The organism is Gimesia alba, from assembly GCF_007744675.1.
Lineage (GTDB): Bacteria > Planctomycetota > Planctomycetia > Planctomycetales > Planctomycetaceae > Gimesia > Gimesia alba.
Map to the genome: position 1 here is coordinate 4,518,073 of NZ_CP036269.1, position 26,006 is coordinate 4,544,078.

The following is a 26,006-nucleotide window of genomic DNA, read 5'->3' on the forward strand; positions in this document are numbered from 1 at the left end:
TCATTCTTGTGCTATTCTGCTACCTTCAGGAATGTGGTTTTGACTCCACTCGCGATATCCGCCGCGAAACACAGCAACATTTTTGAAATCATTGAATTCTAGAAATTGAGCAATCTCATCGGCAAAACCGCATCCGGAACTTTGACAATACACGATGATGCGTTTTGTTCTGGGAACGCCTGCTAAAATCTGCTGACGATCATGTAATGCAGAATTGATCGGAATACTCTTGGCGTTTGGTAAAGTGCCCCGTTGAAAATCGATCGCATAACGTGCGTCCAACAACAATGGTTCCCCTTCCGAAATTTCCTGCTCGGTCTCGGCAAGGGTGAGTTTGGGGATCTTCGAAGAATGATAGCGAATTGTCACTTCCGCCAAAGCAGTCGAATTGTTTAAAAAGCCAACATCAGATGCGGCGTGGTACCCCAGGCTCAGAAGTAAGGAAAATCCAAAGATAATGCACATTTGCCAAAGGAGACTTACTTTTTTCGAATTGATTTTGAATTTGACAATCGAAAATGAATTACTGAAGCATCTCGCTAAGAAATAGACAGCAAAGGCGAGTAAGCCTAACCCCAAAATAATTTCGACTCGAGATTCATATAAAAACCCATGTGTCAGTTCTTCTTTTGAAACGGCAATCGCAGTCCCATCCCACTTTGAAAGGAGTTCAGCCATTGTCAGCGTTTGCAAGGGGAGGGGCGCATCAACAATGCGAACACGATCTCCTTCAAAACCAAGGAAAGCGATCCAGTGATTAAAATTCTTGTCTGTTCGATTTCCCTGTACATGCAGAATCATTGGAGTTTGAATCCGCCTCAGATCTCGGTGTGTCAAATGGGATAAACTTTCTGCGTGCGCACCAAAATCTCTGGTTGCATCAATGAGTTCTTTCGCACTACTGCCTTCAAATGAACCGATATATCGGGTCTTGATATAGTCTGCTGGAGTAGTCTCAATTCCCAAAGCAGTCAGACACGCGTAAAGACTGTTGACACCGCAATAAGGACCTCGAATACGATTGTCGTTCAACGCCGGCAACTGATCCTCTGTCTGCTGTTCGTTCCTCAAGTGTGAACCCTGAGCGGGTTGATGATTGTCGCCTTTGGCTGGTTGAAACTCGTCTGCATAGGTCGCAGGACAAGCGATCCCAACTTCTAGAATAAAACAGAATATGAGAAAGAGATTCGTACTCTGAGATGAAAAAATGAAAGTGTTCCCGGGCATAATCCTGAGTGTTTCCTAAGTCCTCTTCACCTACACATAAAGCAACTCAACTACACAAAAAAACATAACAATAACCACTTACATAGATACAAAATCCCATTTAGTCTCTAAGTAAACAGATCAAAATTATCTAATCAAATAAATAGAACCCCTATCTATCTCGACCAAACCTGAATACAGACCAGTACGATACATGAGTTCCTTTGCACGTGCATATATAGACATAATTCGTTCACAACATCAAGTAAATATTTTGGTATTGGTCAGATTTGAGTGAAATCACCCCATCTCCAGGAACAAGATGTCACAAACTGTATCTCAGTCATGGTTCGCGTTTTTCTACATTTGCTTTTACCCCGTTACTTTGACACTTCACACACTAAGGCGATCCCTTAATAACTTGATTTACTTAAGTGGTTAAAACTTCATTAATCGCTATTCCTTCTAATGAATTGACAGCCCTTCTCTGTTCATTTACTTTTAAGCACATTAACTTCTTTCTCTACAGTCCTGACTTGAGGAAACTCCGATGCGAATCCTGTTGATCGCCCTGATGACTGTCATTTCTTTGAACATTTCCCCTGTGCTGGCACAGGAAGTGGCTCCTTCTACTCCGACTCAAAGCGTGAAGCCGGGCATCAACAAGAAATTCCTCGATCCCAATCTGGATGTGGATGAATGGATTAAGCGGTTCGAAGTCGAAAGCCGGGAAGTCTTTCGTGGTCGGCACCAGGTCGTGAAACAATTGAAACTCTCTCCGGGAGACCGGATCGCTGACGTCGGCGCTGGTACGGGATTGTTTCTGGAGCCATTTTCAATGGCGGTCGGCAAAAAAGGCTGGGTCTATTCGCTGGATATTGTTCCCAAGTTTGTGGAACGCTATGAAAAAATGGCCGACATTCTCAATCTGGACAATGTCACGCCGGTTCTTTGCGGGCAGAACGACATTCGCCTGCCGGCCGGCTCTATTGATGCTGCCTTCATCTGTGATGTCTATCACCACTTCGAATACCCTGCTGACTCGCTTGCCTCGATTCACAAAGCAATGGTTCTAGGCGGCCAGTTGATCCTGATCGATTTCGAACGCATTCCAGGCAAGTCCCGCGAATGGACGCTGGGCCATGTCCGCGCCGGCAAAGAAGTCTTTCGCAAAGAAGTGGAAGACGCCGGCTTCGAATTTGTCGAAGAAGTAAAGATTCCCGCCTTCCAGGAAAACTACTTCCTGCGGTTTAAGCGGAAGTAATTCCTTAAAAAATCAGAGATCTGGTGAAAAGACCTGACCACCGATCAGGTCCGCAAATTTTCTTTTCTTCGGTTCCACCATTCCTCCGAGAAAGACCCTCACACTGTAAATCCCCCCCGCAGCAAGAAACTGCTAGTTGTCTGTAAAAATATTAAGATCAACCTCACAACCATGAACTGCGTTTAATACGAAGTATAATACTGTATTTGCGGACACACACCATTGCCTTATACAATCGTCTTGGTGTAAACTGGTACCGATCAAGAGCAAAGACCTGTAATAATTCCCTGATCAAGTCTCTGCACTTATTTGGATTGTTTCATTCCCTGAGTGGTTTGTTGTACCTCTTATTTTGACCTGGATCAGCTTCGCCCATCAAACAAAGTACTTAAGGCATAGACTTCTAAATAGGAGGAAAAATGTCCCACTTTTGTAGATATCATTTCGTGTTGTCGATCATCCTGTTTCTTCTCATTTCCTGGGGAAACATTTCTCAAAGTGCTGAACCAAATGCAGATGGCACGGTAACAGTCCCCCTGATCGGCTTTCGACAACTCAATCCGGATTTGATTATTAATGCTGATGACCAAGACCACAAAACAGGTAATACGAAAGTCTCAGGCATCCCTCTGGAAGCATTTTTATCAGGTGTCAAAACTTCTGCGGATGTACGCAAAGCACTCCGCGATGCGGGCGTCAATGAAGACACAGCAGGGACGGAAGATTGGTTTCTGGCAGCGCAGCAGGCTGCATCCACTTCAGCCTGGAATACGGCGTCTAAAGGAAGTCCCGAAAAGATGCAAGTCGATGTATTCTCACCGATCACCGGTGAAAATAATAAATTGGATGGAAGCATCTTTGTGGGACTGGCTGGTTCTGAATTATTTAAAATGCCCAAAAACCAAAAACTCCCCATCGCGACGATGGAGTATAAAGGAACTTCATTCGACATCCTCCGTTCGGATGCACAAACGACTCAACTGCTCAGAGACTCTTATTTAAAAATCCCTTCAGGACCAAAAGGAGACTCCTCAAAATGGACGAGTGAAGAAGTTCACAACTGGGCTAAAGGTGTTGCACTTGTTGCTGGGGGGCTAAGCAGTCGACCTGCAACCTATCGGGCGATTATTTTGAATGAGGGGGCCATTTCCTTTGGTCAACCGCAAATCTATACTCCCGCGCAGAGAGTGATCGATGTCCCCAAACCAGCGGGAAAACCCAGTAAGCTGTTTTCGATTGACTTTTCTTTTACAATCCGTGATTTAGAACTCAAAAAAATCAAACATCTTACCTTCTGTGCCGAAATCACTCCTTCAACGGTCGTCTCGCTGCAACTCAAGCCCGATCTGCGTAATCCGGGCGACCAATACCAAAAACTGAAACCCAAAATTATTCCCGGCGGTCTCGGGGAAAATCAATTAATCTGGACCATGAGTGATCACGCCTTGGAACACGGATTCTATAACTTTACGTGCGTGATGCTTGTACCAGAAGCTCTGAAGTCAATCAATGTATCACAATCAATCGTTGGCAGAACACAAAAAACATTTTGGGTTCGTGAAGAGACCATAGCAACCCCTGAGATTGTAGTTGAACGAATCGAACTTAAATCAAAACCATAGAATTTGTGTCAATCATTGCCGTAAGAAAATAAATAACGCAGAAGAGGATTTAATCAACCCAGATGAATCGCAGAACTCTTTTGAAAATCCTGGCTTCCATTTGCTTAATTCTCATTCCCACCGGGCTTACAATCTGGGACAGACGTTTTAACGGAGAATATCAACTTGGGGTACGCTGGGAAGTAGTCGGCCCGATAGCAGGCGCGCTGGCAGTGCTTCCGTGGCTAAGTGGTATGATTGGAAAACGATGGTATAAACCTACTGCTCCCTCACCGTTTATCATTAGCGACAAGCAGGAAGATAACAACACTTGGTATTCATACAATTCCAGCGATACGGTTATCGTTTTTATTCATGGTATTCTATCAAACAGCCGAAGTTGTTGGCTGAACATGGAGGGCGAAAAGCCTGTTTTCTGGCCAGAATTAATTACTTCAGACTTAAGATTTAACAACCCTGCCATTTTCCTTGCCGGGTACTACACGGACATTGACAGCGGTTTTTCAGGGATCCGAAACTGCGCAGACGAAGTGTTCTCTGCACTCGGTAGAACAGATGAAAAGGGACATGCACCTGTGCTGGAAAAACCAAGAATCATCTTTGTTTGCCATAGCATGGGAGGTATTGTAGCACGGTATTTCCTCCAAGCGAATTACGAGGTTTTTAAGGAAAAAGAAATAGGACTGGTATTAATCGCCTCTCCCTCCTATGGTGCAAAGCTCGCAAATCGGCTTTCACCAATCATCCGATTTTATAATCACAGTCAAGCGAACACTTTAATGTGGGGTAGCGACTTGCTTCAAGAATATGACGACCAGTTTAAAGAACTGATCGATAAGAATCGAATCCCCAAACTACGCGGTATCGAGTTCTATGAGAATCATTTCATTGCAGCAGGTCCATTCAGTATCTTTAAATGGAAATGGATTCCATTTCGCACCAAACATGTGATTGTCACGAAAGCATCTGCGGGAAAATATTTTGGAGCCCCTAAACTGATTCCGAATACCGACCATTTTTCATGTGTGAAACCCGATTCCATCAGAGATTCTGTTCATGTCTACCTGTACGATTTCATGAGTGACAATCATCTCTTACCGAGTTCTCCTGAGATGAATTGAGACAGGCAGTACTGTTTGTTTCAGCATGCGACTCAAAGATCCCTGATACGAGAGTCACAAGCGATATTCCGCGGCACGAATCCGATACAGCCAACTCTCCATCCCCGATGCATCTGTTCGACTGCCGTCACGCACGCCGCCGATCCTCTCAACCGCCCGCTGGGAACGGATATTTTCAGGACCAATTAGAAAGATCACTGAGTCCACATATTGAAATGCGTGTTGCAGCATCAATCGTTTCATTTCGCCGTTATAGCGTCCGCCCCAGTGCGAGCGTGCCAGGAATGTCCAGCCGATCTCGACTTCGGAGGTGGTTGCATTAAATCCATGATAACGTGAAGAGCCAATCACGGCGTTCGTTTTGTGATCAATGGCAAGCAACGCCCCGCCCGACTCCATCGCGTCCTGAAAGAATTTCTGAAAAACCTCTTGCTGATATCGATCGGACGCCGGGTGCTGTTCCCAGATCAATGGGTCCGAGGCAACCGCATATAAGTTTTCATAATCGTCTGCTTCCAGTGGACGGAGCTGAAGCAGATCGCCGATCAGCGTGGGTTGCGCGTCAAATATCATCTGTAGTTCGCCTTAAAAGCAGGGAGGGTTTACACTGCTGACAAGATACTGTTTTTTAAGGTTCATTAGTATCAAGAGAATCGATTTCTTAACGATTTATTCTTTGGACTTTGAATTGTTGACTGATTAGCATCATGGTTAAGCTTTTTGGCATTCTCCTAATTTGAATTCCATCTCTTTCCTATTACGCTCAGCATACTATAAAGCTGCGGAGCGATTTTCCATTCTTAAGTTGCAGACAGTCTGTCTGCCCGATGCCATTAATCGTAGAGGAACCACTTATGAAGTCCCCCACGCTAAAACGCTCTGTCTGGATCGTGCTGCTCGCCCTATTCAGTTTCCCCACTTTGTGCTCGGCACAGAAGCCTAATATTCTCGTCATCTGGGGCGACGATATTGGGACCTGGAATATCAGCCATAATAACCGTGGCATGATGGGTTATCAAACTCCCAATATTGACCGGATCGCCCGCGAAGGAGTTGCCTTCACCGACTACTACGCTCAGCAAAGCTGCACCGCAGGCCGCGCTGCGTTTATTGGAGGCAACGTTCCGGTTCGCACCGGCATGACCAAAGTTGGTTTGCCCGGCGCCAAAGAAGGCTGGCAGAAAACCGACGTCACCATGGCGACGGTTTTGAAAAGTAATGGTTATGCTACGGGCCAGTTTGGTAAAAACCATCAGGGAGACCGCGACGAACATCTCCCAACTGCACATGGCTTCGATGAATTTCTGGGAAATCTTTACCATCTGAATGCAGAAGAAGAACCTGAACACGAAGATTATCCGACTGATTTCGTATTACCCAACGGGAAAACATTCAAAGAACAGTACGGCCCTCGTGGAGTCATCCATTCCTGGGCGAATGGAAATGGAACCCAAAAGGTCGAAGACACCGGTCCGCTCACCAAAAAACGCATGGAAACGATTGACGATGAAACGGTGGCTGCTGCGAAAAAGTTCATTAAAGAACAGAACGCAGCCGGCCAGCCCTTCTTCTGCTGGTGGAATGGGACCCGCATGCACTTCCGCACGCACGTCAAAAAAGAACACCGTGGCCTGAGTGGCAAAAGTGGTGACGAATACCATGACGGAATGGTCGAACACGACATGCACGTCGGCGAACTTTTAAAGCTGCTGGATGAACTGGGCATCGCCGACAATACCATCGTAATGTATTCCACGGATAACGGTCCGCATTACAATACCTGGCCCGATGCCGGAACCACACCATTCCGTAACGAAAAGAATTCCAACTGGGAAGGCGCCTATCGTGTCCCGGCGTTTGTCCGCTGGCCCAAGCATTTCCCCGCCGGCAAAACGCTGAATGGGGTCGTGTCTCACGAAGACTGGCTGCCCACATTTGCCGCAGCAGCCGGCGATACCACAATCAAAGAGAAACTGAAACAAGGAGTCGAGCTCAACGGTCGCCAATATCGCAATTATATCGATGGCTATAATCAACTCGATTATCTCACTGGAAAAACAAAAGAGTCACCACGCAAAGAATTCATGTATGTCAATGACGACGGTCAAATCGTCGCGATCCGCGCAGGAGACTGGAAAGCCGTTTTCCTGGAAAACCGGGGCAAAGCGTTTGAAGTCTGGCGGGAGCCTTTTGTCGAGTTGCGAGTACCATTGCTGTTCCATCTCCGCCGCGACCCCTTCGAAAAGGCACAACACAACGCGACCACCTACAATGACTGGTTCCTGTCTCGGGTGTATGTCATCGTGCCGATGCAGCAAATCGCAGCGAATTTCCTGAAGACGATGCAGGAATATCCCCCCAGTCAAACCCCCGGTTCCTTTAACCTGGAAAAAATCAAGAAGACCATTGAAGACGCCGCCAGCGGCCGTTAGTCAATGAACTTGTATCACATAATCAACGACTGGCTTGCTTCAGGTAAGCCAGTCGTTCGTTTATACTCTTTGATCATCCAGCACATTCATTTTCGAGATACTTCTATGAGACACGCACTCATTTTCTTCTTTCTATTTTCGCTCAATGTGTCGTTCGCCGCCGATCCCCTTCCCTCCTGGAATGCAGGTCCTGCGAAAGACGCGATTATCAATTATGTCAAATGTGCCACCAACGATGGCTGCCCGCTCTATGTGCCCCCCAAGGAACGGATTGCCGTGTTTGACAATGACGGCACCCTCTGGTCTGAGCAGCCGGCGTACTTTCAGTTGCTGTTTGCTCTGGATCGTGTGAGAGCACTCGCCGATCAACACCCGGAATGGAAAACCGAGCAACCCTTCAAAGCCGTTCTGGAAAATGATTACAAATCGATCGCCGCCTCCGGGAAAGCTGGCCTGCTCAAGATCATGGCGGTGACGCACTCAGGGATGACGACCGATGAATTTGAGAACACCGTTCGCAATTGGATGAAAACGGCCCGGCATCCGGAGAAACAGGTGCCTTACACGAGTCTCGTCTTTCAGCCGATGCTGGAACTGTTAGACTTCTTGCGTGCAAACGGGTTCAAGACCTATATTGTTTCTGGCGGAGGCATCGACTTTCTGCGAGTCTGGGCTGAAGACGTGTATGGCATTCCCCCCGAACAGGTCATCGGTAGCAGCATTAAGGTCAAGCTGGAACAGCGTGATGGCAAACCGGTCCTGGTCCGACAGGCCGAGATCAACTTTATTGATGACAAAGAGGGAAAGCCGGTCGGCATTCACCGTTTTATTGGGCGCGTGCCGGTGATCGCGTTCGGCAACTCGGACGGCGATCTGCAAATGCTTCAGTGGACCGACCGCAGAGAGAACACACTGAAAGTCCTGGTCCACCACACCGATGCCAAACGGGAATATGCTTACGATCGCAATTCCCATATGGGGCGGCTCAACAAAGCACTTCAGGAAGGAAAAGAAAAAGGCTGGACCATCATCGATATGCAGCGTGACTGGAAACGGATCTATCCCAAACCGGCAAAAGACTAGAGCGCGTCACATTTAACCGTAACGTGCCTCACTCTAATAGACTCGAGTCAAACGGCCCTGGAGACGCTACAGTAAAACTGGACACAGTCTAACTCCCTCAAGCTATTCTTTAAGACTGGAAAACTCAAACCACCGCCGTGTCCCTTTGGTCTGTATCCCCACAGCTAGAGAATCACCCGAAGTACTAAAGACCAGATCCACCAGTTCCCCTCGCGGCAGCGGTTCATCCAGAACGAGGTCCCAGGTGGCCGTATCATAGATCTCGAGATGCCCATCACTGCGTGCCACTGCCAATAACGGTTCCCGGGGATGAAAGTGCGAATAGACCGACTGCGCATCGGTTTGAATCTGATGCACCAGCTTGCCTGTTTCCACCTCGTGAATCTGCACCAGTCCGTCCGCGGTATCAATTGTCAGTAGCTGGCTGTCCGGCGAAAACTTGACCGGGTGGTCTGACTCAAAAGGTTGTGCTGCTGTCGGCTTCCAGGTCTCGGTGTCGATTCGTTTGCCATAAATAAACAGATACTTTCCGTCCGGGGTGAATTTCAGCTTGCCGTTCCCCTCTTCCATGAAGCGGAACTCCTTGTTTCGGTGAATCACCTTCTGCTCTGAAATCGACCAAATCACCAGCGCGTCGGCATGCCCGACTGCCAGGAGTTCTCCGTTCGGATGAAATGCCAGATCCGTATTCACAGGCCAGGGATCACAGCGCAGGTGGGCCAGTTGATTGCCGGTTTTGAGCGAAAACAGATCCAGAAACTCGTTGCCATTAATTAAGGCCATGGTTCCCGTCGGTTCATGAAAGGCAACCCGCCGCGCCTGGTGATAAAAAACCTTTGAGGCATGCTTGATGCTGATCACTCGTGTTTCCAGATCAACGGTGTCAGTCCCCTGGTCGTGGATCAGCACCACCCAGGGTTCTTCCTGAGAATACAGGATGACAGGATAGACGCGATTCTGTTTGCGGGGTTGAACCGGCTCCCACTTCTCCAGTTCCTTTTCCGTCACTTGAGATCGAAAACGGCGAATCCGCACGGGCGCCTCGCGTATTTTGACCGTTTTAGATTCGATCGTTGCAAACCGTTCTCCATCGGAACTGACAGCAATCCCCATCGCTTTCCCCAGATACTCTCCCGTATCACGGTTCCACCAGCAAAGTTCTTTCTTCTGGGGTTGCATTACTGCCGTGTTACTGGAATTGAGCACAACAAAGCGATCATTGGTCGTCAGGAAGAATCCACTGCCCTGGTTAAATATATTCATCGTCATACTCTGTAACTCGGCATATTGGAATAGTGCGTGTGCCACCGAATCATCTGTTTCCAGCACGGAAATCATCCGAGCCGGAAACTGCACAACCGCTGCCTGCCCCGCCGGTACCATTTTATACCGGCGATTCCAAGGCCAGGGATCTTGTAACTGACCCACAACATATTTTTGATCGCGGGACACATTCCAGTGTGTCGCTCCCAGTCGATCCATGATCGGCTTTGAAATTGCTGTGTTGCCCGCACTCGGTTGAAACGTCATCAAATTTTTGTAACGCAATGCCAGCTCGGTTCCTTCCTGATTGACACTGAAATTGAACGGGAGACAAGTTGGTCCGGAACCGAAATCAACTGTTTTCCCGGTAACAAAGTTCCAGAGTGTATACTTTGAGATCGCTTTTGAGTGTTGGCGCTGAATCACCACTTCCTCTGGTTGAGTCGGGCTGGGAGAATAATTCCTGATATCATCCTGAGTAGCGATGATCTGTTGCTTGCTGGTGTCATACACCCCCAGCTTGTAAGGAGTGTGCCCCCCTTGAGGCAGGCGATTCCACATACTGACCGTCAGATAACGCCCCCCCGGTGTAAAACCTGATCCCGACGGAGACACCAGCTCGAAATCATCCGCCACCTTACTCAAGAATGTGCCGGTCTTCGCGTCAAAGAGCCAGGTAACGAGCCGGTTTTCTACAGAGTGCCGCAGCGCAAGTTTTTTTCCGGAATCATCAAAAAAAATGTTGGCATCCTGAAATGCTTTCCCTTCCGGATGTGTGATCGAAATCATTTCCCGCGGAATCCGCGCGGATTGCAGGTTCCAGACCCAGCCGCGATCTTTTTCATCGATAGCATTCAGCAATAATTCGGCTTCATAAAAGCGGCCCGCCCGGATATTGTACCCCGCCAGGAGCAGACTGTTCCGCGCCGATTCTTTGCGCTGCGCCTCAGCTGCGGAGATCGCTTTATCCCGCTCGTCCACGGCCTCCTGTTCCTGGGCCTGTGCATATTCCAGATTTTGCTGTGCCTCATTCCGTGCTTCAGACGCTTCGAACAGCGAAAAAGAAACCGCGGTCAGACTGAACAGCAGGATGACAGCGGTCGACATCACCAGACTGCTGATCACTCTGTTACGACGGCACCATTTAATAAACCGTTCCGTCTGCGTCACGCGACGGACCGAAACGGGATGACCGTCCAGCCAGCGCGTCAGATCATCGGCGATCGCCTGACAGTCGGCATAACGATTCTCCACAATGGGCTGCAGCATTTTCTGACAGACGGCAATCAGATCCACGGGAACCGGTGTCTCTTTATTTTGAATTTCAGGCGGCGGCGGATCAGACTGCAGCTTCAACAACACCTCATGCGTTTTCCCGGACCAGCGCGGCTCGCCGGTCAACAGTTCATAAAAAATCACCCCCAGCGAATATTGATCGCTCTGCGTGCCCATCTCCTGAGTCGCGCCCCGTGCCTGTTCGGGTGACATATACGCAGGTGTTCCCAGGATCAAACCGTCCGACGTCAGATCGACACCGTGGTCAATCCGCTTCGCCAAACCGAAATCCATAATCATCGGACGCTGTCGCTCATTGATGATCACATTCGCCGGCTTGATATCCCGATGCACAATATTCTGCTCATGGGCATACGCCAGGGCTTCTGCCAGATCACGCATCCAGACCGCAATCTGCCGCACATTGGGTTGCGTTAGCTCCAGATAATCCTTGAGCGTTTCTCCCTGCACATACGCCGCAGAGATATAAAACTGCTCGCCAACCTGCCCCCGCTCCCAGACGGCAACAATATTCGGGTGCTGTAACTGCGCGGCGATCTGTGCTTCGGCTAGAAAGCGATCAATCCGCTCGCAATCGTTCTGATCAAAACGAGGCAGCTTTAAAGCAACTTCACGATCCAGCGTGGGATCATAGGCCAGTGAAACCGTGCCGAAGGCCCCCTGCCCCAGTTCTGCTTTCAGAATAAACCGACCGAACCGTGATTCAGTGTCTGCTGAATCAGCATCGGATTTGCCAGACGAACGCAAATTGGCCTCAGCCGAGTCGGCTTTAGATGAAATCAGCGTCGCATTGGGTTCCGTGCCCGCTGTCTCGATTACGGCATCGATTACATCACGATACTCGGGATAGAGCGTCAGGTAATCAATCCGACCGGCGGGCACGCCCCGCCGCTGGCGCAATTCGACATCAACCTTCAACAGTTCCACGAACGCATATCGACGTAGCGGCGCGGGACATTGCTCCAGCGCCGAGTTTAACTCCAGTGCACTGTCGGGCGTCCATCCTGATTCATATTCATCGCAGACCGAATCAATTAAATGATAGTCATCAAATCTCAGTTGATCGATCATAAAGGAACCTGAATGGAATAAGAGCCTTGTTGCCGAGTCATCGTTTCCAAACTACTTTTTTTCCACCAGACGCAGGTCGAGATATTCCACATCACCATGATCATTGGTCCGACCAAGTAATCGTTTGCCTGACGCATCCAGACGAAACTCCAGTTGCGTATCCCAGTTGCCAAACACATTACCAGGGCCACTGTATTTCAGTTTCTTTTTTGCGATCAACCCAAATCCATTGATCCCTTTGTCAGAGGTATCCAGGCTCCCTTCAAATACCGTTTTGGCTTTACGATTGACTTTCGGGACGAACTCTAAAGTAACCTGTTTCCCGCCTAATTCATAACCGCGTACGATCATTTTCACTTCCGCTGTCTGTTTTTGTTTGACACTCTTGATCGTTCCTTCCCATATCTTCCCCACTGTAAGGACGTTTTTCCAGACCTGTTTCCGTTCATCCGTTGTCAATTGGTCCGTTTTTTCCACAGCGGGATCCCGCTCCAACGTTAAAACTTCCCCTTCCGTGGTCAATCCATAGATTTTCTTGCCATCAGGAGAGATTCGAAATACTTTTCTATCTTCCGACTGCCAGCGACTGAAAAAGACGCCAAAGTAATCGTGTTCATAAATCGAAGCCGTACCAAACTGTTGAGTCACCAGACCATATCCGTCGATCCGCCCGTCTTCCGTGACGAGCGAACCCTCATAAACGACCTGCTGAACCGGGTCATTATCCCGCTCCAGCGTCAAACGCACATACTTCCCCTGATCACGAATTTCTGCGACTCGCAATGTTGCTCGTTTCACTGCTTCGTCACCCCATTTCGTCACACCTCGCCAGGCATATCCGGGAACCAGCGTATTCTGCCAGCGTTGATCGGCGGAGACGATTTCCGTTTCACCGGAGATCTTTTCAACATTCACATCAGTCTGGGCAAAACGGCCCACAAATCCCTTCTCGGTCGGAATCAACAACAGGTCACTGCCCGATTTGCGGGAAAACAGCCCCGTTTTCGGTCGCTGCTGACCGGGATGCGAATGAGACGTCACCTGCTCTAGACGCACCGGAATCCCCAGATGATGCGGTGCCTCGCGCTGTAGCTTGCCTTCAAAAACGGCAAACGTGAACGGCGTCTGGGCATCTTCTAGAACCACACGCACATTTCCCGTTTCCGGTTCATATTTTGTAATCGACATCACCACCGCCCGGTCAGCCTGACCGGTAATCGATTCACTGCCTTTGAATTGAGCTCCCTCAATCACAGCCTGCTCCAGTTCCTTTTGAGAAACGGTTTGCGAAGTACTCGAGGACGCTGCAGGCTGGAGTGACGTCGTGCTGCGTGAATCGGACAGATGAAACCGATTCTTCGCTTTGTCATAATACACAATCCGGTTCTCGCGTGTTTTTCGTGCCATTTTCGACAGACTGGAATCTTCATTCTTTAACACCAGCATCCAGCCATCATGCACACGGCGGAACAGGCGCGAATCGGCTGCTTCCACTGGCGGCAGGTACAGCGCCCCACTGAAGACAACGCGCGACAGCGTATCGTTGGCATCAATGGCCACCGCGTTGAAGGTATTCGCTGCCGCTCCCGGTTCAAACAGAAATGCCACCTCTTCGGACTCAGCTTGCGCGGGAAACAGTTTTCCCGTCACCGCCATCGGCTGTTGGACTAAACTGACCAGTGCCTGTTGTTCTGTCTTCAATCTCTGCGTCATCGTCTGTGTTGCCTGCGCGACGCTGGTGATCAACTTCTGTCGCAACTCCATAAACTGACGCAGAGGATCCAACGGACCGCCATCCGCCAACGCCGCTTCTTTTGGCATTGCCGATTTCGCAATCAGATTCTTTAATGATTGCCCATCGGACAATTTGAGTTCTGAGACCGTCAGTTTCGGTTTCTCGCCGGATTGATCCACAACCGCCGTAGCACTCCATTTGACGGGCGTTCCTTTTCGATAGACTTGCTGAAACAGCGGGGGAAACGGAAAACGTTCGATTTCCTGTTTGAGTTTTTCCAAATCCTGATTTTCTGGCGAACGCAGTTGCCGCTGTGCCTGGAGTGCGGCCTGGTATTTTACTTCCTCGTCCTTGTCCTGTTTCAATTTCTGCGCCAGATCCAGTTTCAACAACCAGTCTTCCTCCGGGGTTTCCTGACACTCAAATTGAATCTTCCACTGTTGGTCACCGTCCGGCTCAACCTTCAGAATCTCAATTTCCCGATTGGTCGCCGCAAGATGATGGGGCGGATTCTGTTTCATGATCTCAGATAAGTCATCAGCGCCCGGTTCCCCTGAACACCCTACACTCCCCAGCAGAAGCAGGGTCGTGACAACGCCCCATGAGATACGCAAGTTAATTAAAGAACATAGAATGCCACGAAAACGGTTATGACTCATTGACTTACTCCAAACCCGAAAGTGATAATTGAATGAACGGAAGCAGTGAAAGAGAGCCCTTTTTCTCCCCCTCAATCAGTTACTGCCCAAAACAATTCACCAGCCGCCAGATTTTTTTTCAATTTTTTAAAATGCAGCAACCATCAGACAACATCAGCCCCGATGACTCCCTTGAAGAATTGCCGGAATTCGCGGAAAGCGTGCTGGAAGAAATGCAATCCACCATTTCGCCCCGCTTCGAACAGATCTGGGATCGATTTCATCAATTATTGAAAAACTACGTGGAACAACGGCTTTCGCCCCAACTGCAGCCGCATGCGGGGGCCAGCGACATTCTGCAAAGCGCATTTCTCAGCTTATGGCGACGACTGGAAGATCCCTCAAAACCGCCCCTCACCGACCAGGATGATCTCTGGGGCTTTCTGATGACCATCGCCCGCCGCAAACTCTCACGCCGCTGGCGACAGATCAATACACAAAAACGGGGAGGCGGGAACGTGGTTTCCGCAACCGACTATACCAACTCCGACGCCAAGTCCTCGTTTGAAGAGATCGTGTTTGAAGAAGTCAATCTCCAGCTCAAGCTCGAACTGGAAGCAGCGTCTGAACTGCTGGATGTCGAATGCCAGACGATCATTTCCATGAAGCTGGCCGGCATGACCAACGCGGAAATCGCAGAAGAACTCAAATGCAGTACCCGACGCATCGAACGTAAAAATAATCTAATCCGCAAAGCGTTCACCGATGCCGAAGCAGACTCGACCATCATCACAGAAAGTTGACGCCGCTCCCATTCTCGACGACAATAGAGAAACTGTTCCCGATACCTCGCGCCGCAATTCAGGAGAACAAACCAGCACATGATTCACTCAACATACCACCGCCGCCTGTTCCCCAAACGAATCACTCTGCGCTTTGTCTGTGTGATACTCGGTCTCTCTTTTTTGAATACAGTCCATGCCGCTCCGAACGAGCGTCCGAATATCGTGCTGATCATGGCCGACGATCTGGGCTTTTCTGACCTGGGTTGTTACGGCTCAGAAATCAAGACGCCGCATCTGAACCAGTTAGCGAAAGAGGGCCTGCGGTTTTCCCGGTTTTATAATGCGGGCCGCTGCTGTCCCACCCGGGCCTCTCTCATGACGGGGCTCTACCCGCATCAGGCTGGTATGGGCTGGATGAACCGCAACGACAATCTCCCCGGCTATCTGGGCGAACTCAATCAGCACTGTGTCAGCATTGCGGAAGTTCTCTCTGCAGCCGACTACCGCTGTTACCACGTCGGCAAATGGCATCTGACCTATCGCATGCGCGAAGCCAACGAAAACTGGCCCCTCGGTCGCGGCTTTGATCGCGCGTATGGGACCGGCGGAGGCGGCAACTATTTCTCCCCACGCCCGCTGTATGAAGACAATCAACTCATCAAACCACCGCATAAGGGCTACTATATCACCAACGCCTTCAGCCGGAGAGCCGTCGATTATCTGAAAGATCATGCACAACAAAATAAAGACACGCCGTTTTTCATGTACCTCGCTTATACCGCGCCTCACTTCCCGCTGCATGCGCTGCCCTCTGATATCGCCGCTTATCGAGGCCGCTATCGAGCTGGTTGGGATGAACTCCGAAAACAACGCCACCAGAAGATGACCGAACTGGGACTGATCAACAGCCCGCTCTCTCCCCGCGATCCGGATGCCAAAGCCTGGGACTCTCTTTCTAAAGCAGAACAGGAAGAATGGGAACTGCGCATGGCCGTTTACGCCGCCATGGTCACCAGCATGGATCGTGGCATTGGTCAGGTCCTCGATCAGATCGAACAAATGGGAAAAACCGAAAACACACTCGTCTTCTTCCTCTCCGATAACGGCGCCAGTGCCGAGTACATCGATCGCGGCCATCAACCGGGCGCTGTCACAGGCACCCGGGAATCATTCCGCTGTGCCGAAGTCGGCTGGGCCAATGCCTGCAATACGCCATTCCGCTTCCATAAAATGTGGATGCATGAAGGGGGCATTTCCACGCCGCTGATTGTTCGCTGGCCTGCGCAAATTCAACAGACCGGCGGCTGGACGAGTCAAATGGGACATGTGATTGATCTAATGGCAACCTGCGTCGATGTTTCTCGAGGCACTTATCCGGCTGTAAAACAAAGCCGCTTGATCATTCCCTTCGAAGGCAAAAGTCTCCGTTCAACCTTCCTCAACCCGGAGAAAACCGAAGACCGCACGCTCTTCTGGGAACATGAAGGCAACAAAGCGGTCCGTCAGGGGAATTGGAAGCTGGTCAAACAGCACAAACAGGACTGGGAACTCTACGATCTGAGTCAGGATCGCAGCGAATTGAACAATTTGGCCCAGCAACAACCCAAACGCGTCGCTTCGCTGCAGGAACTCTGGGATGCCTGGTCTGAGCACGTCGGCGTTGTCCCCTGGGATCGACTCCCGCCGCCCGGCTATACAAAAAAAGGGCCGGGGTTCTACCGTAAGAAGTAAACAGGCGCAGATAATACCAGCGCAGAGCATCCGATCCCTTGATTCTGGTACAGGAAATCGAGATATTAAAATAATAGTGACCTGCTGGTCCTTATATAGACAGGTTTTTTTAGTTCACCGCTGCTTCCCGCGATGTCTTTTCTCTTCCTTTATTAATAGAACGTTCCTTCCCCATGTCATCTGTTGCCTCTTCGCCGCTGATTAAACTGCACCCACAAGATAATATCGCCATCGCCCGTAATTCGGTGGCGGAAAACCAGGAGTGTCCGATATCGGAAAGTGAAAGCGTAACGGCCCGGGAAGACATCGATCTGGGGCATAAAGTTGCCATTCAGCAGATTGCCAAGGGAGAGCCAATCCGTAAGTTCGGTCAGGTGATCGGTTTTGCGACGTCGGACATGCAGCCGGGCGACTGGATTCACAGTCACAACCTGGAAGCCGGGGAATTGAGCCTGGATTACGCTTATTCCAGCGATGTGCCTGCTCCCCCGGAACCAGTGGAAGGCCGGACTTTCATGGGTTATCGCCGTCCGAACGGGAAAGCGGGCACGCGAAACTATCTGGCGATCATCAGCACGGTCAACTGCTCGGCAACCGCGTCCAAATACATTGCCCGGGAACTGGCGAAAACCTCGCTGGAAGATTATCCCAATATTGACGGCATCATTCCCCTCGTTCACAAGGGTGGTTGTGCCATGCAGTATGATGGAGAAGACCATCATCAACTAATGCGAACTCTGGGCGGCTTTGCCAAACATCCTAATATCGGCGCCTATGTTGTTCTAGGGCTGGGATGCGAAACGGGGCAAGGTTCCTTCCTCTCTGATTCTGAAGGGCTCGTTCAGTTACAGAATCTCAAGGCCCCCAAACCTCTGGAACCATTGGTGCTCAACATCCAAGACATAGGGGGAATAGCGAAAACAGTCAAAAAAGTCACTGCACTTTTGAAAGACTATTTACCCATTGTGAATGACGTCAAACGCGAGCCCATTCCCGTTTCCGAACTGATTCTGGGAACCGAATGTGGCGGCAGCGACGGCAACAGTGGTGTGACCGCCAACCCGGCACTGGGTATCGCCAGCGATCTCCTTGTGGCACACGGAGCCACCTCAATCCTGGGCGAAACCTCGGAAATCTATGGAGGCGAACATCTTCTCACCCGGCGTGCCATCACCCCGGAAGTCGGTCAGAAACTGATCGAGCGCATCAAATGGTGGGAAGAATATACCGGCAAGTTTGGAGTGGTCATTGATAACAATCCTTCGCCGGGCAATAAAAGAGGTGGCCTGACCACGATTTATGAAAAATCGTTGGGTGCGATTGCCAAAGGGGGCAGTACTGCTCTACGCGAAGTCTATCGCTTTGCGGAACCAGTGACAGAAAAGGGCTTTGTGATTATGGATACCCCCGGTTATGACCCCGCTTCGGTTACCGGAATGGTTGCTGGTGGTGCGAATGTGGTCGCGTTTACCACGGGCCGTGGCAGTTGCTTCGGTTGTAAACCCGTTCCCAGCATCAAAATTTCGACCAACACTCCCATGTATGAGCGGATGGAAGACGACATGGATCTGGACGCCGGTCGCATTTTGAACGGAACCTCTGTGGAAGAGGTCGGTCGGGAAATCTTTGAACTGGTCATTGAAGTCGCCAGTGGTAAAAAAACGAAAAGCGAGGCCCAGGGCATCGGCGACGAAGAATTCTGCCCCTGGAGCATCGGCCCGGTTCTATAAATCGTTTGATTTCTTCGTTCTAAGACCGATTTGTCCCCTGGTATTTCTAAATCCGTATCGAAAAATGCGAATTTAACTTAGTCTCATAAACCTAACCGATTTCAATTATGGGACTTAGCATTTATTGACCATACTAGATCACCCGTTTCCGTTCGTGAGTTTTCTACTTCTACCCCACCAGAAAATATACACAAGAACACTGTTTCATACGCTCAATACAACCGTTAGAACTATTGAAACAGGAAAATTCGGTATCTTCCGAATAATCGCTACAGTTTACCAGATGCGTTGTCCGATATAACCAGCAACAGACTCCGCGCAATTCCGTATTAGATCGCGCGGATTGTTATCAAAGTTTCCGCTGTTTGTAAGGACGTATAGATGCGGCTTCTTAATTGGCTAGCACCGGTATTGAGCATCGTTCTGATCTCACACGCATATTCCACAGTGCATGGGCAGGGATACCCCCCTTCAATGCCGCAGAACGGAATGATACAACCTGTATCATTTAATTCTGCAAATGTGCCGGGATTTTTTCAGAACGTACAATCATCCATGGGAGCCCCCCCACCTCCGCCAAATTTCTTTCAGGCGGCAACGGGTGGTTACGGCGCACCTGGAATGCCCGGAATCCCAATGAACGCTGGGACTCAGGCTCCGTTGAATGCGTTCCCTCAAATGTCCCCTTTCGAAAAGATGTTCCAGCAACATCGAGTCGATAAGAACGGCCTGTGGTCGTACAAGTCCACTAACGCTGGCAAAAAATACTTCTTCAGTATGGAAGCCCTCTTTGCCCGCTATCAGAATCCTGGTGGCGCCTTGATTGGAAATGTGGGTTCCATTTCCTACCTGGACCTGGTGGAAGACGAATTGATTGATGCGACTGATGATGAATTCTTTGATCAGTTCAGTGAAAACGAGGGTTTAAACTATTTTAATGCGGCCCATTATAACAAGGTCCCTAAGCTGAATGCTCCTGGTAGCCGTCTGCGATGGGGATGGACGAACGATGACCAGAGCGGTTTTGAGTTCACAGGTTGGTGGATTGCCCGTGCCGATTCCTCATGGTCTGCGATTGAAGACTCGACTCATAAACCCAATCCTGCAAATCAAGCGATCATGGATATTCTGCTCTCTCCGCCTAACTTTATTGATCCGACGGGAACAGGCGTTGTTTCATCGATCCCCGGCGTAACGACAGCAGAAATCAATACGATCCTGCAAAACGAATTGATGAACCTGGCCGGCTTGCCTCTTGATGATGGCACAGTCAATGGTGTCACGGTTCCTTATGACCTGGATTTCAGAGTGAAAGTTGTCAGTCAGGCCTGGGGTACCAACGCCACCTGGATGTCGACGCCGTTTGTTGATAAGAAAGCTCTGAAGATTCGCACGCTGGCAGGTGCCAGATACATGCAAGTCCGCGAAGGTTTCGGATTCGTCGGTGTCGACAGTGGCTTACTCTATAGTGATGCGAACAACATCGCCGGTATTCGTCCGGACCTGAAGCTGTTTTCACTCCCCACCGGCACAGATGAAAACGAAGACGGCATTATTGATAACGCGGGTGTTGTAGAAGACGACGATGCAGGAACCGGTACATCCACCGCGTTCTTTGTCGCTCCTGTCGATCCCGTTACCGGGCTCGCTGTGACCCCGACTACTACATACGTCAACAGCAAAGTCGATACCAATCTGGCCGGTCCTGAACTCGGTATCCAGTTTGATATCGGTGGTGACAAATTCAAGATCTGGGGTCAGACCAAAGTTGGTATCATGGCCAATCAGGAAACCATTGAACTGGAAGGTGATAATGTTGGGATGATTATCCGAGCCGATCCGGATGATATCGATCGCCCTAAAGCGTTGATCGATCCAACGGTTGATGATCCGAATCCCAATGCCTTTACCGATCGCCAGACACACACACATGTTTCACCATTGTTTGAACAATCGATCTTCATGGAAATGTCCCTCTTCGACAAAATCCCGGTACTGAAGCGGATGAAACTCCTCGAAGAAGCTAAGTTCAAGTTCGGTTACACTTACATTGTCGCCGGGGAAATCGCCAGACCATTTGACAGTATTCGCTGGCAAGGGATGCCCACCAGAGGTTTATTCCCTTCCATCAATGTCAAACGCGAATCCTGGAGTGTCGGAACCTGGAGTCTTGGTATCGACTGGCTCTATTAAACCTGAAATCAAATTACGCTCATGAATTCAACGGCCTGGAATCTCTTCCAGGTCGTTTTTTTGATCCCGGTTTACCTCTTATTTGATCTGCTTTAGTACCACGTCTCCCAGAGTGCTGTTATCAGCAGGATAAACACGATCTTCCCCTTCTTCCTGAAACCAGATATCAAGGCCCCCCGTTCCGGCCTGCAATTCAAAGGGAGCGGAGTCTTCTTTCGCATTTAAATATTCATGAGCCTGCTGACCCTGCCAGTTCACAAACAGCTTTCCCGACTTCGGCATCGCGTTCCTGTTAATCTGCACCTGATACAAACCAGACTGCTTGATCTTCACCATCCAGCCTTGAGAGACTCCTTGATAAAAGCTGCCATCCTGATAGCGGCACAGCACACTGGGATTTTCTTTTGTTTTATCAATCACAATGGTTCCGGGTGTAAAATTTCTGGTTTTCTGTACTCCGGTAAACCAGTCATTGTATTGTTTGCGAAGTGCTGCCGTCTGTTTGGGTTTGCTCTGAATCAAGTTTTTTGTTTCTCCCGGATCATCAGACAAATCGTATAATTCCAAAATCGGCTCTGCCTGTTGCATCAGGTTTTCATTTCCAAACGTCCCCGGATAACCCACCAGTTTGAACCGCTGTGTCACAACAGCAGAATTTTGATATTGCTGGGGAGTCAACCCTCGATGGACCTGAAAAAACAGACTCCGCTCGGGCAATTCGGCTTTCTTACCCGACAGCAGTTCAGAAATATCAATTCCATCCAGCGCTAACGTCGCAGGCCGAGGCGTCTTCGTCAGTGAGAGCAGTGTTGGCAGCAAGTCGATGTGCGCAGCGATCTGATCACTTTTCGTACCACCTTCAAAATGTCCGGGCCACTGCGCGACAAAAGGCACGCGGATTCCGCCTTCATAGGTCCATGACTTTTTGCCTCGCAAGCCGCCGGTAAACCGCTTTTGTTGAGGCCCGTTATCACCCAAAAAGATCACGATCGTCTTGTTTAACAGCTTCACCTTTTCCAAATAGGCCATCAGCTTCCCCACGTTCTCATCCAGGTTCTGCACCATCCCATAAACGCGCGCCGTCGTTTCATTCAGCCCCATTTTTTGATACGGCTCCCAGTACGAACGAGCAACTTCCAGAGGAGTGTGCGGCGCATTGGTCGGCAGATAAACAAAGAACGGCTGCGGCGACTGTTTTTGCTGGTCTATAAACGTGATCGCTGCGTCGAAAAACACATCCGTGCAATAACCGTCTGCTTGAAACGATTTGCCATTCTTCCAGAGCCGGGAATCAAAATAACTGTTTGGCTGATCGGGAGTCTGGCCGATACCGCCACTCTTATGCACCAGCGTTTCTTCAAATCCCTGATCTTCGGGACGCATCGGATAATTGTCTCCCAGATGCCATTTCCCAAAAATGCCGGTTTTATATCCTGCCTGTTTTAAGAGTTCTGCCAGCGTGGTTTCCTCGCCCTGCATCTTCGCTCCGCCACGCGAAGTATGAATGACGCCCGTACGATAGAAATAGCGGCCCGTCATCAAACTGGCCCGGGTCGGGGCACACACCGGACTACAATAAAACCGCGTGAGTTCGATCCCGTTTTTTGCCATGCGATCCAGGTGTGGTGTCTTGATTTTCTCATTTCCATGAAAGCCGACATCGCCATACCCCTGATCGTCGGTCAGAATCAGAACCACATTCGGCCGCTCTGACTCCGCGTTTGCTCCCCAGACAGAAAGTACGTTCGTCAATGAGAGAAGCATTCCCAGCGTCAGCCAGAGAAAACGACATTTCGATTGGAACAAAAACATCAACAGTGCCTTTCTTCAAAGCAAGACTGAATTTCTTCAATCAACAAATCAGAAATCATTGATCCCATGCAGGTAAAACGGATGATTTCTGAAAAACCAGTTGCTGGATTGCGCCGCATGCCATACGATAAAGTGACACGACTGTACGACGATTATCAGAGGCCGGAGGACAGATTATGAATCTTTGCCGTTTCTGGTTCAGCATGCTGTTGATCGGAATTGCCGTTCAGAGTCAGCAGGCCCATGCCCAGGCACTCAGAATCCAACAACCTATCGTACAACAATTTTCAGCAGGTACAACGCTGACTGTTCCCGATCGGGGTAGCGCACTCATAGGCGGCTTCAGTTCCGGCGCCATCCGTTCCAGACAGACGGGTCCCTTTCGGCGGGGATCAAACTATGGTCACGCCTTTCAAAGTTCCAGCAGTAGTGTCAGCGTTTATATCCACGATTTTGAAGCCATGGACCGCATGCTGTTGAACTCGGCTCCAGCCGCGCTGCGTCACAGTGGTGGAATTCAGAATCGCAACCAGCATTGGAAACAGCAGTTGCTCTCTCGACAGGCGGATGCGTCCACTCCCAATCGTTTTCCCGCTTCACGCACTTCAGTGGGAACCTCTACGCGCTCGGCAGAGCAGATCGCGCAAACCAAGGCGGAACGGTTTTATGAGTTAGGTCAGAAAGCAGAACGAAAGCATGCGACTCCCAATATCGCCATTCTGCATTACAGAGTGGCAGAGAAATATGGAAGTGCACCAGCCAAAGTAAGACTGCAGCAATTGACGAAGCTCAAAAACGAGTGAAGGGGTTAACCGAAAAGACTAAGCCGCCTCTTCCGATTCGTCTTCCGGAACGAACACTCGATTTGGGAGATGCTCCTTGGCATAACGTTCGCCCCGTGCATCATAAAAATAGACCATGTTGGAATCAGAGGCCCAGATCGCCCCCAGACGAACACTACGCGGACCATTGATCGAAAACTGCAGCCCACAGCTTCTTCCGCGCCTTTGCAGTGCCATTTCTGACATCGAAAACTGTTCTTCGAGCAGATTTTCTTTTTCACAAAGTGTTTTATGAATATACAAACGCAGTTCGTCGAGTGACTGGATTTTCTCTACACTGATGCTCATTCACTATCCCTCTCGCAAAAATCTTCGTTCACCTGTTTTTTCAGTAATACCGTCTGTGGAGCACATCCGGCTTTCATGAATCATCAGGTTGACCTCACGAGTATCGTCCAACTTTTCGAGCATCTCTCACAAGAGTTGAGGCGCCCTTCTCTTTGTTAAAATTTGAGAAGATTATGGATCCGATTTATTCGTTACCCGCCGGCGTTATTTCCAGAAATTCTGACGTAACCCCAAAATCGGACTGATGAAACCACAGCGCGGAAGCATGCTGACAGGTGGTGAATCGACTCGAGACAACCAGTCTCACTGCGAATCTTTTAACTAATCCGAACAACTTCTTCACTTTGAGATCCGCGAGTGCCTCAAGCGTTCAGCCAGGGGAGGCATTTTTTCTGTTCAACACGGAAAATCGTGATATCCCCTAAATTTACCGAAGATAAAATAGTTTGTATGATGAGTCATTAACAAAGCTGTAAAATTTACTTTTGTTCACAATTGGCTCAACAAAAACATTTGAATAGAGGACTTTCTGAAGTGCCTGTCATTACCGCTGAATCGCTGCAAAATTTTACTGAATCGCTCCTGCTAAACGGAGGCGCCAACGAAGAGGAAGCCCGCATCGTTTCCCATAGTCTGGTCGATGCCAATCTACTGGGTCACGATTCTCACGGCGTCATGCGTCTCCCCTTCTATCTGGGTCGCGTGAAAGAGGGGATTCTCAAAGCGGGTGAAAAACTCCAAATCCTGAATGAAACCCCGGCTGCGATTGCCGGTGACGGTTGCTGGGGGTTTGGACAGACTGTGATGCACGATCTGATGAATCGTCTAATCGAGAAAGCAGGTAACGTGGGCGTTGCCTGCGGAACATTGAAACGCGCTTCCCACATCGGCCGACTCGGTGAATACGCTGAAATGGCAGCCGCCCAGGGAATGGCTTCCATCATTTGTGCCAACACACATGGATCAGCGCCTCGCGTCGCCCCCGTCGGCGGAAAACGCCCCCGCCTCGGCACCAACCCAATCTGCATCGGCATGCCCGGCGGTGAACAAGGACCGTTTGTACTCGACTTCGGAACGTCTGCGACCGCGGAAGGAAAAGTTCGCATCAAAAAAATTGCCGGCGAACAGGTTCCCCCCGGCTTGATTCTCGACCCGGATGGAAACCCTACCACCGACCCCAATCAATTGTACGGTGATCCTCCAGGCACCATTCTTCCGATGGGCGGGGATCAGGCCTATAAAGGGTTCGGCCTCTCCTTCATGGTAGAAATGCTCTGCGGTGCCCTCTCGGGCGGACAATGTGCCTTTCCTGATCCCCCACCGCCACAAGGCAACTGTGTATTCGTGATCGTGATTGATCCGAAGCATTTGGGTGGCCAAAACCATCTTTTGAATGAAATTACCAACCTGGAAAAATATGTCAGAAACGTTCCGTTAAAAGACGGCGTGACGGAAGTCTATCTTCCCGGCGATCCCGAAAAGAAAACCGCAGCTTCCCGCAAAGAAACGGGAATTTCACTGGATGGTGGAAACTGGGATGCATTAACGAAACTCGCTGAGGAACTCGGGGTCCCAGTACCCGAAGTGGCAGAATAGTATTGGTCTTCCATGACGCATGATCCTGATCGCAATCAGAATGACTCTGCCGGCGATCAGGATGCGCGCCTCTATGTTCCCATCAATGATGCGGAAAATATCAACGTCGCCGTCAAAACATCGTCATCCAAAGAGTACTGCTTTTCCAAATTTCCGGGGCAGGACCATTTTCATCTGTTAATGCACGGCGAGATCTATGTCACGAATGGGCATGACATGTATTGTGTAGAGTGCGCCATCCGGCATGGGTTCCTCACCAGAGACCGCCTGAACTGGCAACACCAACAGCGATAAACAA

At 49.7% G+C, this 26,006-nt stretch carries 18 protein-coding genes; 12 read left to right on the plus strand and 6 right to left on the minus strand.

Annotated elements, in window-relative coordinates; all coding sequences use genetic code 11:
• Positions 1–1,227 (minus strand): rhodanese-like domain-containing protein, encoded by a 1,227-nt coding sequence (locus Pan241w_RS16740; protein ID WP_145218062.1) that lies wholly within the window; start codon positions 1,225–1,227, stop codon positions 1–3.
• A 553-nt stretch (positions 1,228–1,780) separates the two neighbouring features.
• On the opposite strand from Pan241w_RS16740, the gene Pan241w_RS16745 reads away from it, so the two are divergent.
• From Pan241w_RS16745 to Pan241w_RS16755, 3 genes are all read left to right on the plus strand, one after another.
• A complete protein-coding gene (locus Pan241w_RS16745) occupies positions 1,781–2,470 on the plus strand; it encodes a class I SAM-dependent methyltransferase (RefSeq protein WP_145223421.1) in 690 nt (229 codons plus the stop codon).
• 419 nt (positions 2,471–2,889) lie between these two features.
• On the plus strand, positions 2,890–4,092 hold the full coding sequence (locus Pan241w_RS16750) for a hypothetical protein (protein WP_145218064.1): 1,203 nt from the start codon (positions 2,890–2,892) through the stop codon (positions 4,090–4,092).
• 62 nt (positions 4,093–4,154) lie between these two features.
• The gene (locus Pan241w_RS16755) at positions 4,155–5,213 is read left to right on the plus strand and encodes an esterase/lipase family protein (RefSeq protein ID WP_145218067.1); all 1,059 of its coding nucleotides are present in this window, start codon (positions 4,155–4,157) and stop codon (positions 5,211–5,213) included.
• Positions 5,214–5,267: 54 nt separating this feature from the next.
• Here the strand turns inward: Pan241w_RS16755 and Pan241w_RS16760 are convergent, their stop codons facing one another.
• Positions 5,268–5,786, minus strand: coding sequence for a GNAT family N-acetyltransferase (locus Pan241w_RS16760; RefSeq protein WP_145218069.1), 519 nt, complete (start codon positions 5,784–5,786; stop codon positions 5,268–5,270).
• Positions 5,787–6,067: 281 nt separating this feature from the next.
• On the opposite strand from Pan241w_RS16760, the gene Pan241w_RS16765 reads away from it, so the two are divergent.
• Both Pan241w_RS16765 and Pan241w_RS16770 read left to right on the plus strand, forming a co-directional pair.
• A complete protein-coding gene (locus Pan241w_RS16765) occupies positions 6,068–7,645 on the plus strand; it encodes an arylsulfatase (RefSeq protein WP_197999977.1) in 1,578 nt (525 codons plus the stop codon).
• A 105-nt stretch (positions 7,646–7,750) separates the two neighbouring features.
• On the plus strand, positions 7,751–8,728 hold the full coding sequence (locus Pan241w_RS16770; protein WP_145218071.1) for an HAD family hydrolase: 978 nt from the start codon (positions 7,751–7,753) through the stop codon (positions 8,726–8,728).
• 102 nt (positions 8,729–8,830) lie between these two features.
• On the opposite strand, the gene Pan241w_RS16775 is transcribed toward Pan241w_RS16770, so the two are convergent.
• Both Pan241w_RS16775 and Pan241w_RS16780 read right to left on the minus strand, forming a co-directional pair.
• Positions 8,831–12,358, minus strand: a complete 3,528-nt coding sequence (locus Pan241w_RS16775) for a WD40 repeat domain-containing serine/threonine protein kinase (protein ID WP_145218073.1) — start codon at positions 12,356–12,358, stop codon at positions 8,831–8,833.
• Positions 12,359–12,409: 51 nt separating this feature from the next.
• Positions 12,410–14,752, minus strand: coding sequence for a hypothetical protein (locus Pan241w_RS16780; protein WP_145218075.1), 2,343 nt, complete (start codon positions 14,750–14,752; stop codon positions 12,410–12,412).
• A 131-nt stretch (positions 14,753–14,883) separates the two neighbouring features.
• Between Pan241w_RS16780 and Pan241w_RS16785 the strand changes: the two genes are divergently transcribed.
• The 4 genes from Pan241w_RS16785 to Pan241w_RS16800 all read left to right on the plus strand — a co-directional run bounded on the left by Pan241w_RS16785 (position 14,884) and on the right by Pan241w_RS16800 (position 21,170).
• Positions 14,884–15,534: an RNA polymerase sigma factor gene (locus Pan241w_RS16785; protein ID WP_197999978.1), complete on the plus strand. Its 651-nt coding sequence runs from the start codon at positions 14,884–14,886 to the stop codon at positions 15,532–15,534.
• Between the two features lie 78 nt (positions 15,535–15,612).
• The gene (locus Pan241w_RS16790) at positions 15,613–17,247 is read left to right on the plus strand and encodes an arylsulfatase (RefSeq protein WP_145218080.1); all 1,635 of its coding nucleotides are present in this window, start codon (positions 15,613–15,615) and stop codon (positions 17,245–17,247) included.
• A gap of 173 nt (positions 17,248–17,420) precedes the next feature.
• Positions 17,421–18,977: a UxaA family hydrolase gene (locus Pan241w_RS16795; RefSeq protein WP_145218082.1), complete on the plus strand. Its 1,557-nt coding sequence runs from the start codon at positions 17,421–17,423 to the stop codon at positions 18,975–18,977.
• Positions 18,978–19,613: 636 nt separating this feature from the next.
• On the plus strand, positions 19,614–21,170 hold the full coding sequence (locus Pan241w_RS16800; RefSeq protein ID WP_145218084.1) for a hypothetical protein: 1,557 nt from the start codon (positions 19,614–19,616) through the stop codon (positions 21,168–21,170).
• A 78-nt stretch (positions 21,171–21,248) separates the two neighbouring features.
• Here Pan241w_RS16800 and Pan241w_RS16805 read toward each other — a convergent pair whose 3' ends face one another.
• The gene (locus Pan241w_RS16805; RefSeq protein WP_145218086.1) at positions 21,249–22,982 is read right to left on the minus strand and encodes an arylsulfatase; all 1,734 of its coding nucleotides are present in this window, start codon (positions 22,980–22,982) and stop codon (positions 21,249–21,251) included.
• Positions 22,983–23,158: 176 nt separating this feature from the next.
• Between Pan241w_RS16805 and Pan241w_RS16810 the strand changes: the two genes are divergently transcribed.
• Positions 23,159–23,785, plus strand: a complete 627-nt coding sequence (locus Pan241w_RS16810) for a hypothetical protein (protein WP_145218088.1) — start codon at positions 23,159–23,161, stop codon at positions 23,783–23,785.
• Between the two features lie 18 nt (positions 23,786–23,803).
• Here Pan241w_RS16810 and Pan241w_RS16815 read toward each other — a convergent pair whose 3' ends face one another.
• Positions 23,804–24,112 carry a hypothetical protein gene (locus Pan241w_RS16815; RefSeq protein WP_145218090.1) on the minus strand — a complete coding sequence of 103 codons (309 nt, stop codon included), beginning with the start codon at positions 24,110–24,112 and terminating at the stop codon, positions 23,804–23,806.
• A 534-nt stretch (positions 24,113–24,646) separates the two neighbouring features.
• Between Pan241w_RS16815 and Pan241w_RS16820 the strand changes: the two genes are divergently transcribed.
• Together Pan241w_RS16820 and Pan241w_RS16825 are read left to right on the plus strand one after the other, a co-directional pair.
• On the plus strand, positions 24,647–25,708 hold the full coding sequence (locus Pan241w_RS16820; protein WP_145218092.1) for an Ldh family oxidoreductase: 1,062 nt from the start codon (positions 24,647–24,649) through the stop codon (positions 25,706–25,708).
• Between the two features lie 12 nt (positions 25,709–25,720).
• Positions 25,721–26,002 carry a hypothetical protein gene (locus Pan241w_RS16825; RefSeq protein WP_145218094.1) on the plus strand — a complete coding sequence of 94 codons (282 nt, stop codon included), beginning with the start codon at positions 25,721–25,723 and terminating at the stop codon, positions 26,000–26,002.
• Positions 26,003–26,006 lie beyond the last annotated feature (4 nt).

Bases quoted from the DNA above. Each gene is read 5' to 3' on its own strand.
- Pan241w_RS16740 (WP_145218062.1), bottom strand. From the start codon at position 1,227: ATGCCCGGGAACACTTTCATTTTTTCATCTCAGAGTACGAATCTCTTT.
- Pan241w_RS16745 (WP_145223421.1), top strand. From the start codon at position 1,781: ATGACTGTCATTTCTTTGAACATTTCCCCTGTGCTGGCACAGGAAGTG.
- Pan241w_RS16750 (WP_145218064.1), top strand. From the start codon at position 2,890: ATGTCCCACTTTTGTAGATATCATTTCGTGTTGTCGATCATCCTGTTT.
- Pan241w_RS16755 (WP_145218067.1), top strand. From the start codon at position 4,155: ATGAATCGCAGAACTCTTTTGAAAATCCTGGCTTCCATTTGCTTAATT.
- Pan241w_RS16760 (WP_145218069.1), bottom strand. From the start codon at position 5,786: ATGATATTTGACGCGCAACCCACGCTGATCGGCGATCTGCTTCAGCTC.
- Pan241w_RS16765 (WP_197999977.1), top strand. From the start codon at position 6,068: ATGAAGTCCCCCACGCTAAAACGCTCTGTCTGGATCGTGCTGCTCGCC.
- Pan241w_RS16770 (WP_145218071.1), top strand. From the start codon at position 7,751: ATGAGACACGCACTCATTTTCTTCTTTCTATTTTCGCTCAATGTGTCG.
- Pan241w_RS16775 (WP_145218073.1), bottom strand. From the start codon at position 12,358: ATGATCGATCAACTGAGATTTGATGACTATCATTTAATTGATTCGGTC.
- Pan241w_RS16780 (WP_145218075.1), bottom strand. From the start codon at position 14,752: ATGAGTCATAACCGTTTTCGTGGCATTCTATGTTCTTTAATTAACTTG.
- Pan241w_RS16785 (WP_197999978.1), top strand. From the start codon at position 14,884: ATGCAGCAACCATCAGACAACATCAGCCCCGATGACTCCCTTGAAGAA.
- Pan241w_RS16790 (WP_145218080.1), top strand. From the start codon at position 15,613: ATGATTCACTCAACATACCACCGCCGCCTGTTCCCCAAACGAATCACT.
- Pan241w_RS16795 (WP_145218082.1), top strand. From the start codon at position 17,421: ATGTCATCTGTTGCCTCTTCGCCGCTGATTAAACTGCACCCACAAGAT.
- Pan241w_RS16800 (WP_145218084.1), top strand. From the start codon at position 19,614: ATGAACGCTGGGACTCAGGCTCCGTTGAATGCGTTCCCTCAAATGTCC.
- Pan241w_RS16805 (WP_145218086.1), bottom strand. From the start codon at position 22,982: ATGTTTTTGTTCCAATCGAAATGTCGTTTTCTCTGGCTGACGCTGGGA.
- Pan241w_RS16810 (WP_145218088.1), top strand. From the start codon at position 23,159: ATGAATCTTTGCCGTTTCTGGTTCAGCATGCTGTTGATCGGAATTGCC.
- Pan241w_RS16815 (WP_145218090.1), bottom strand. From the start codon at position 24,112: ATGAGCATCAGTGTAGAGAAAATCCAGTCACTCGACGAACTGCGTTTG.
- Pan241w_RS16825 (WP_145218094.1), top strand. From the start codon at position 25,721: ATGACGCATGATCCTGATCGCAATCAGAATGACTCTGCCGGCGATCAG.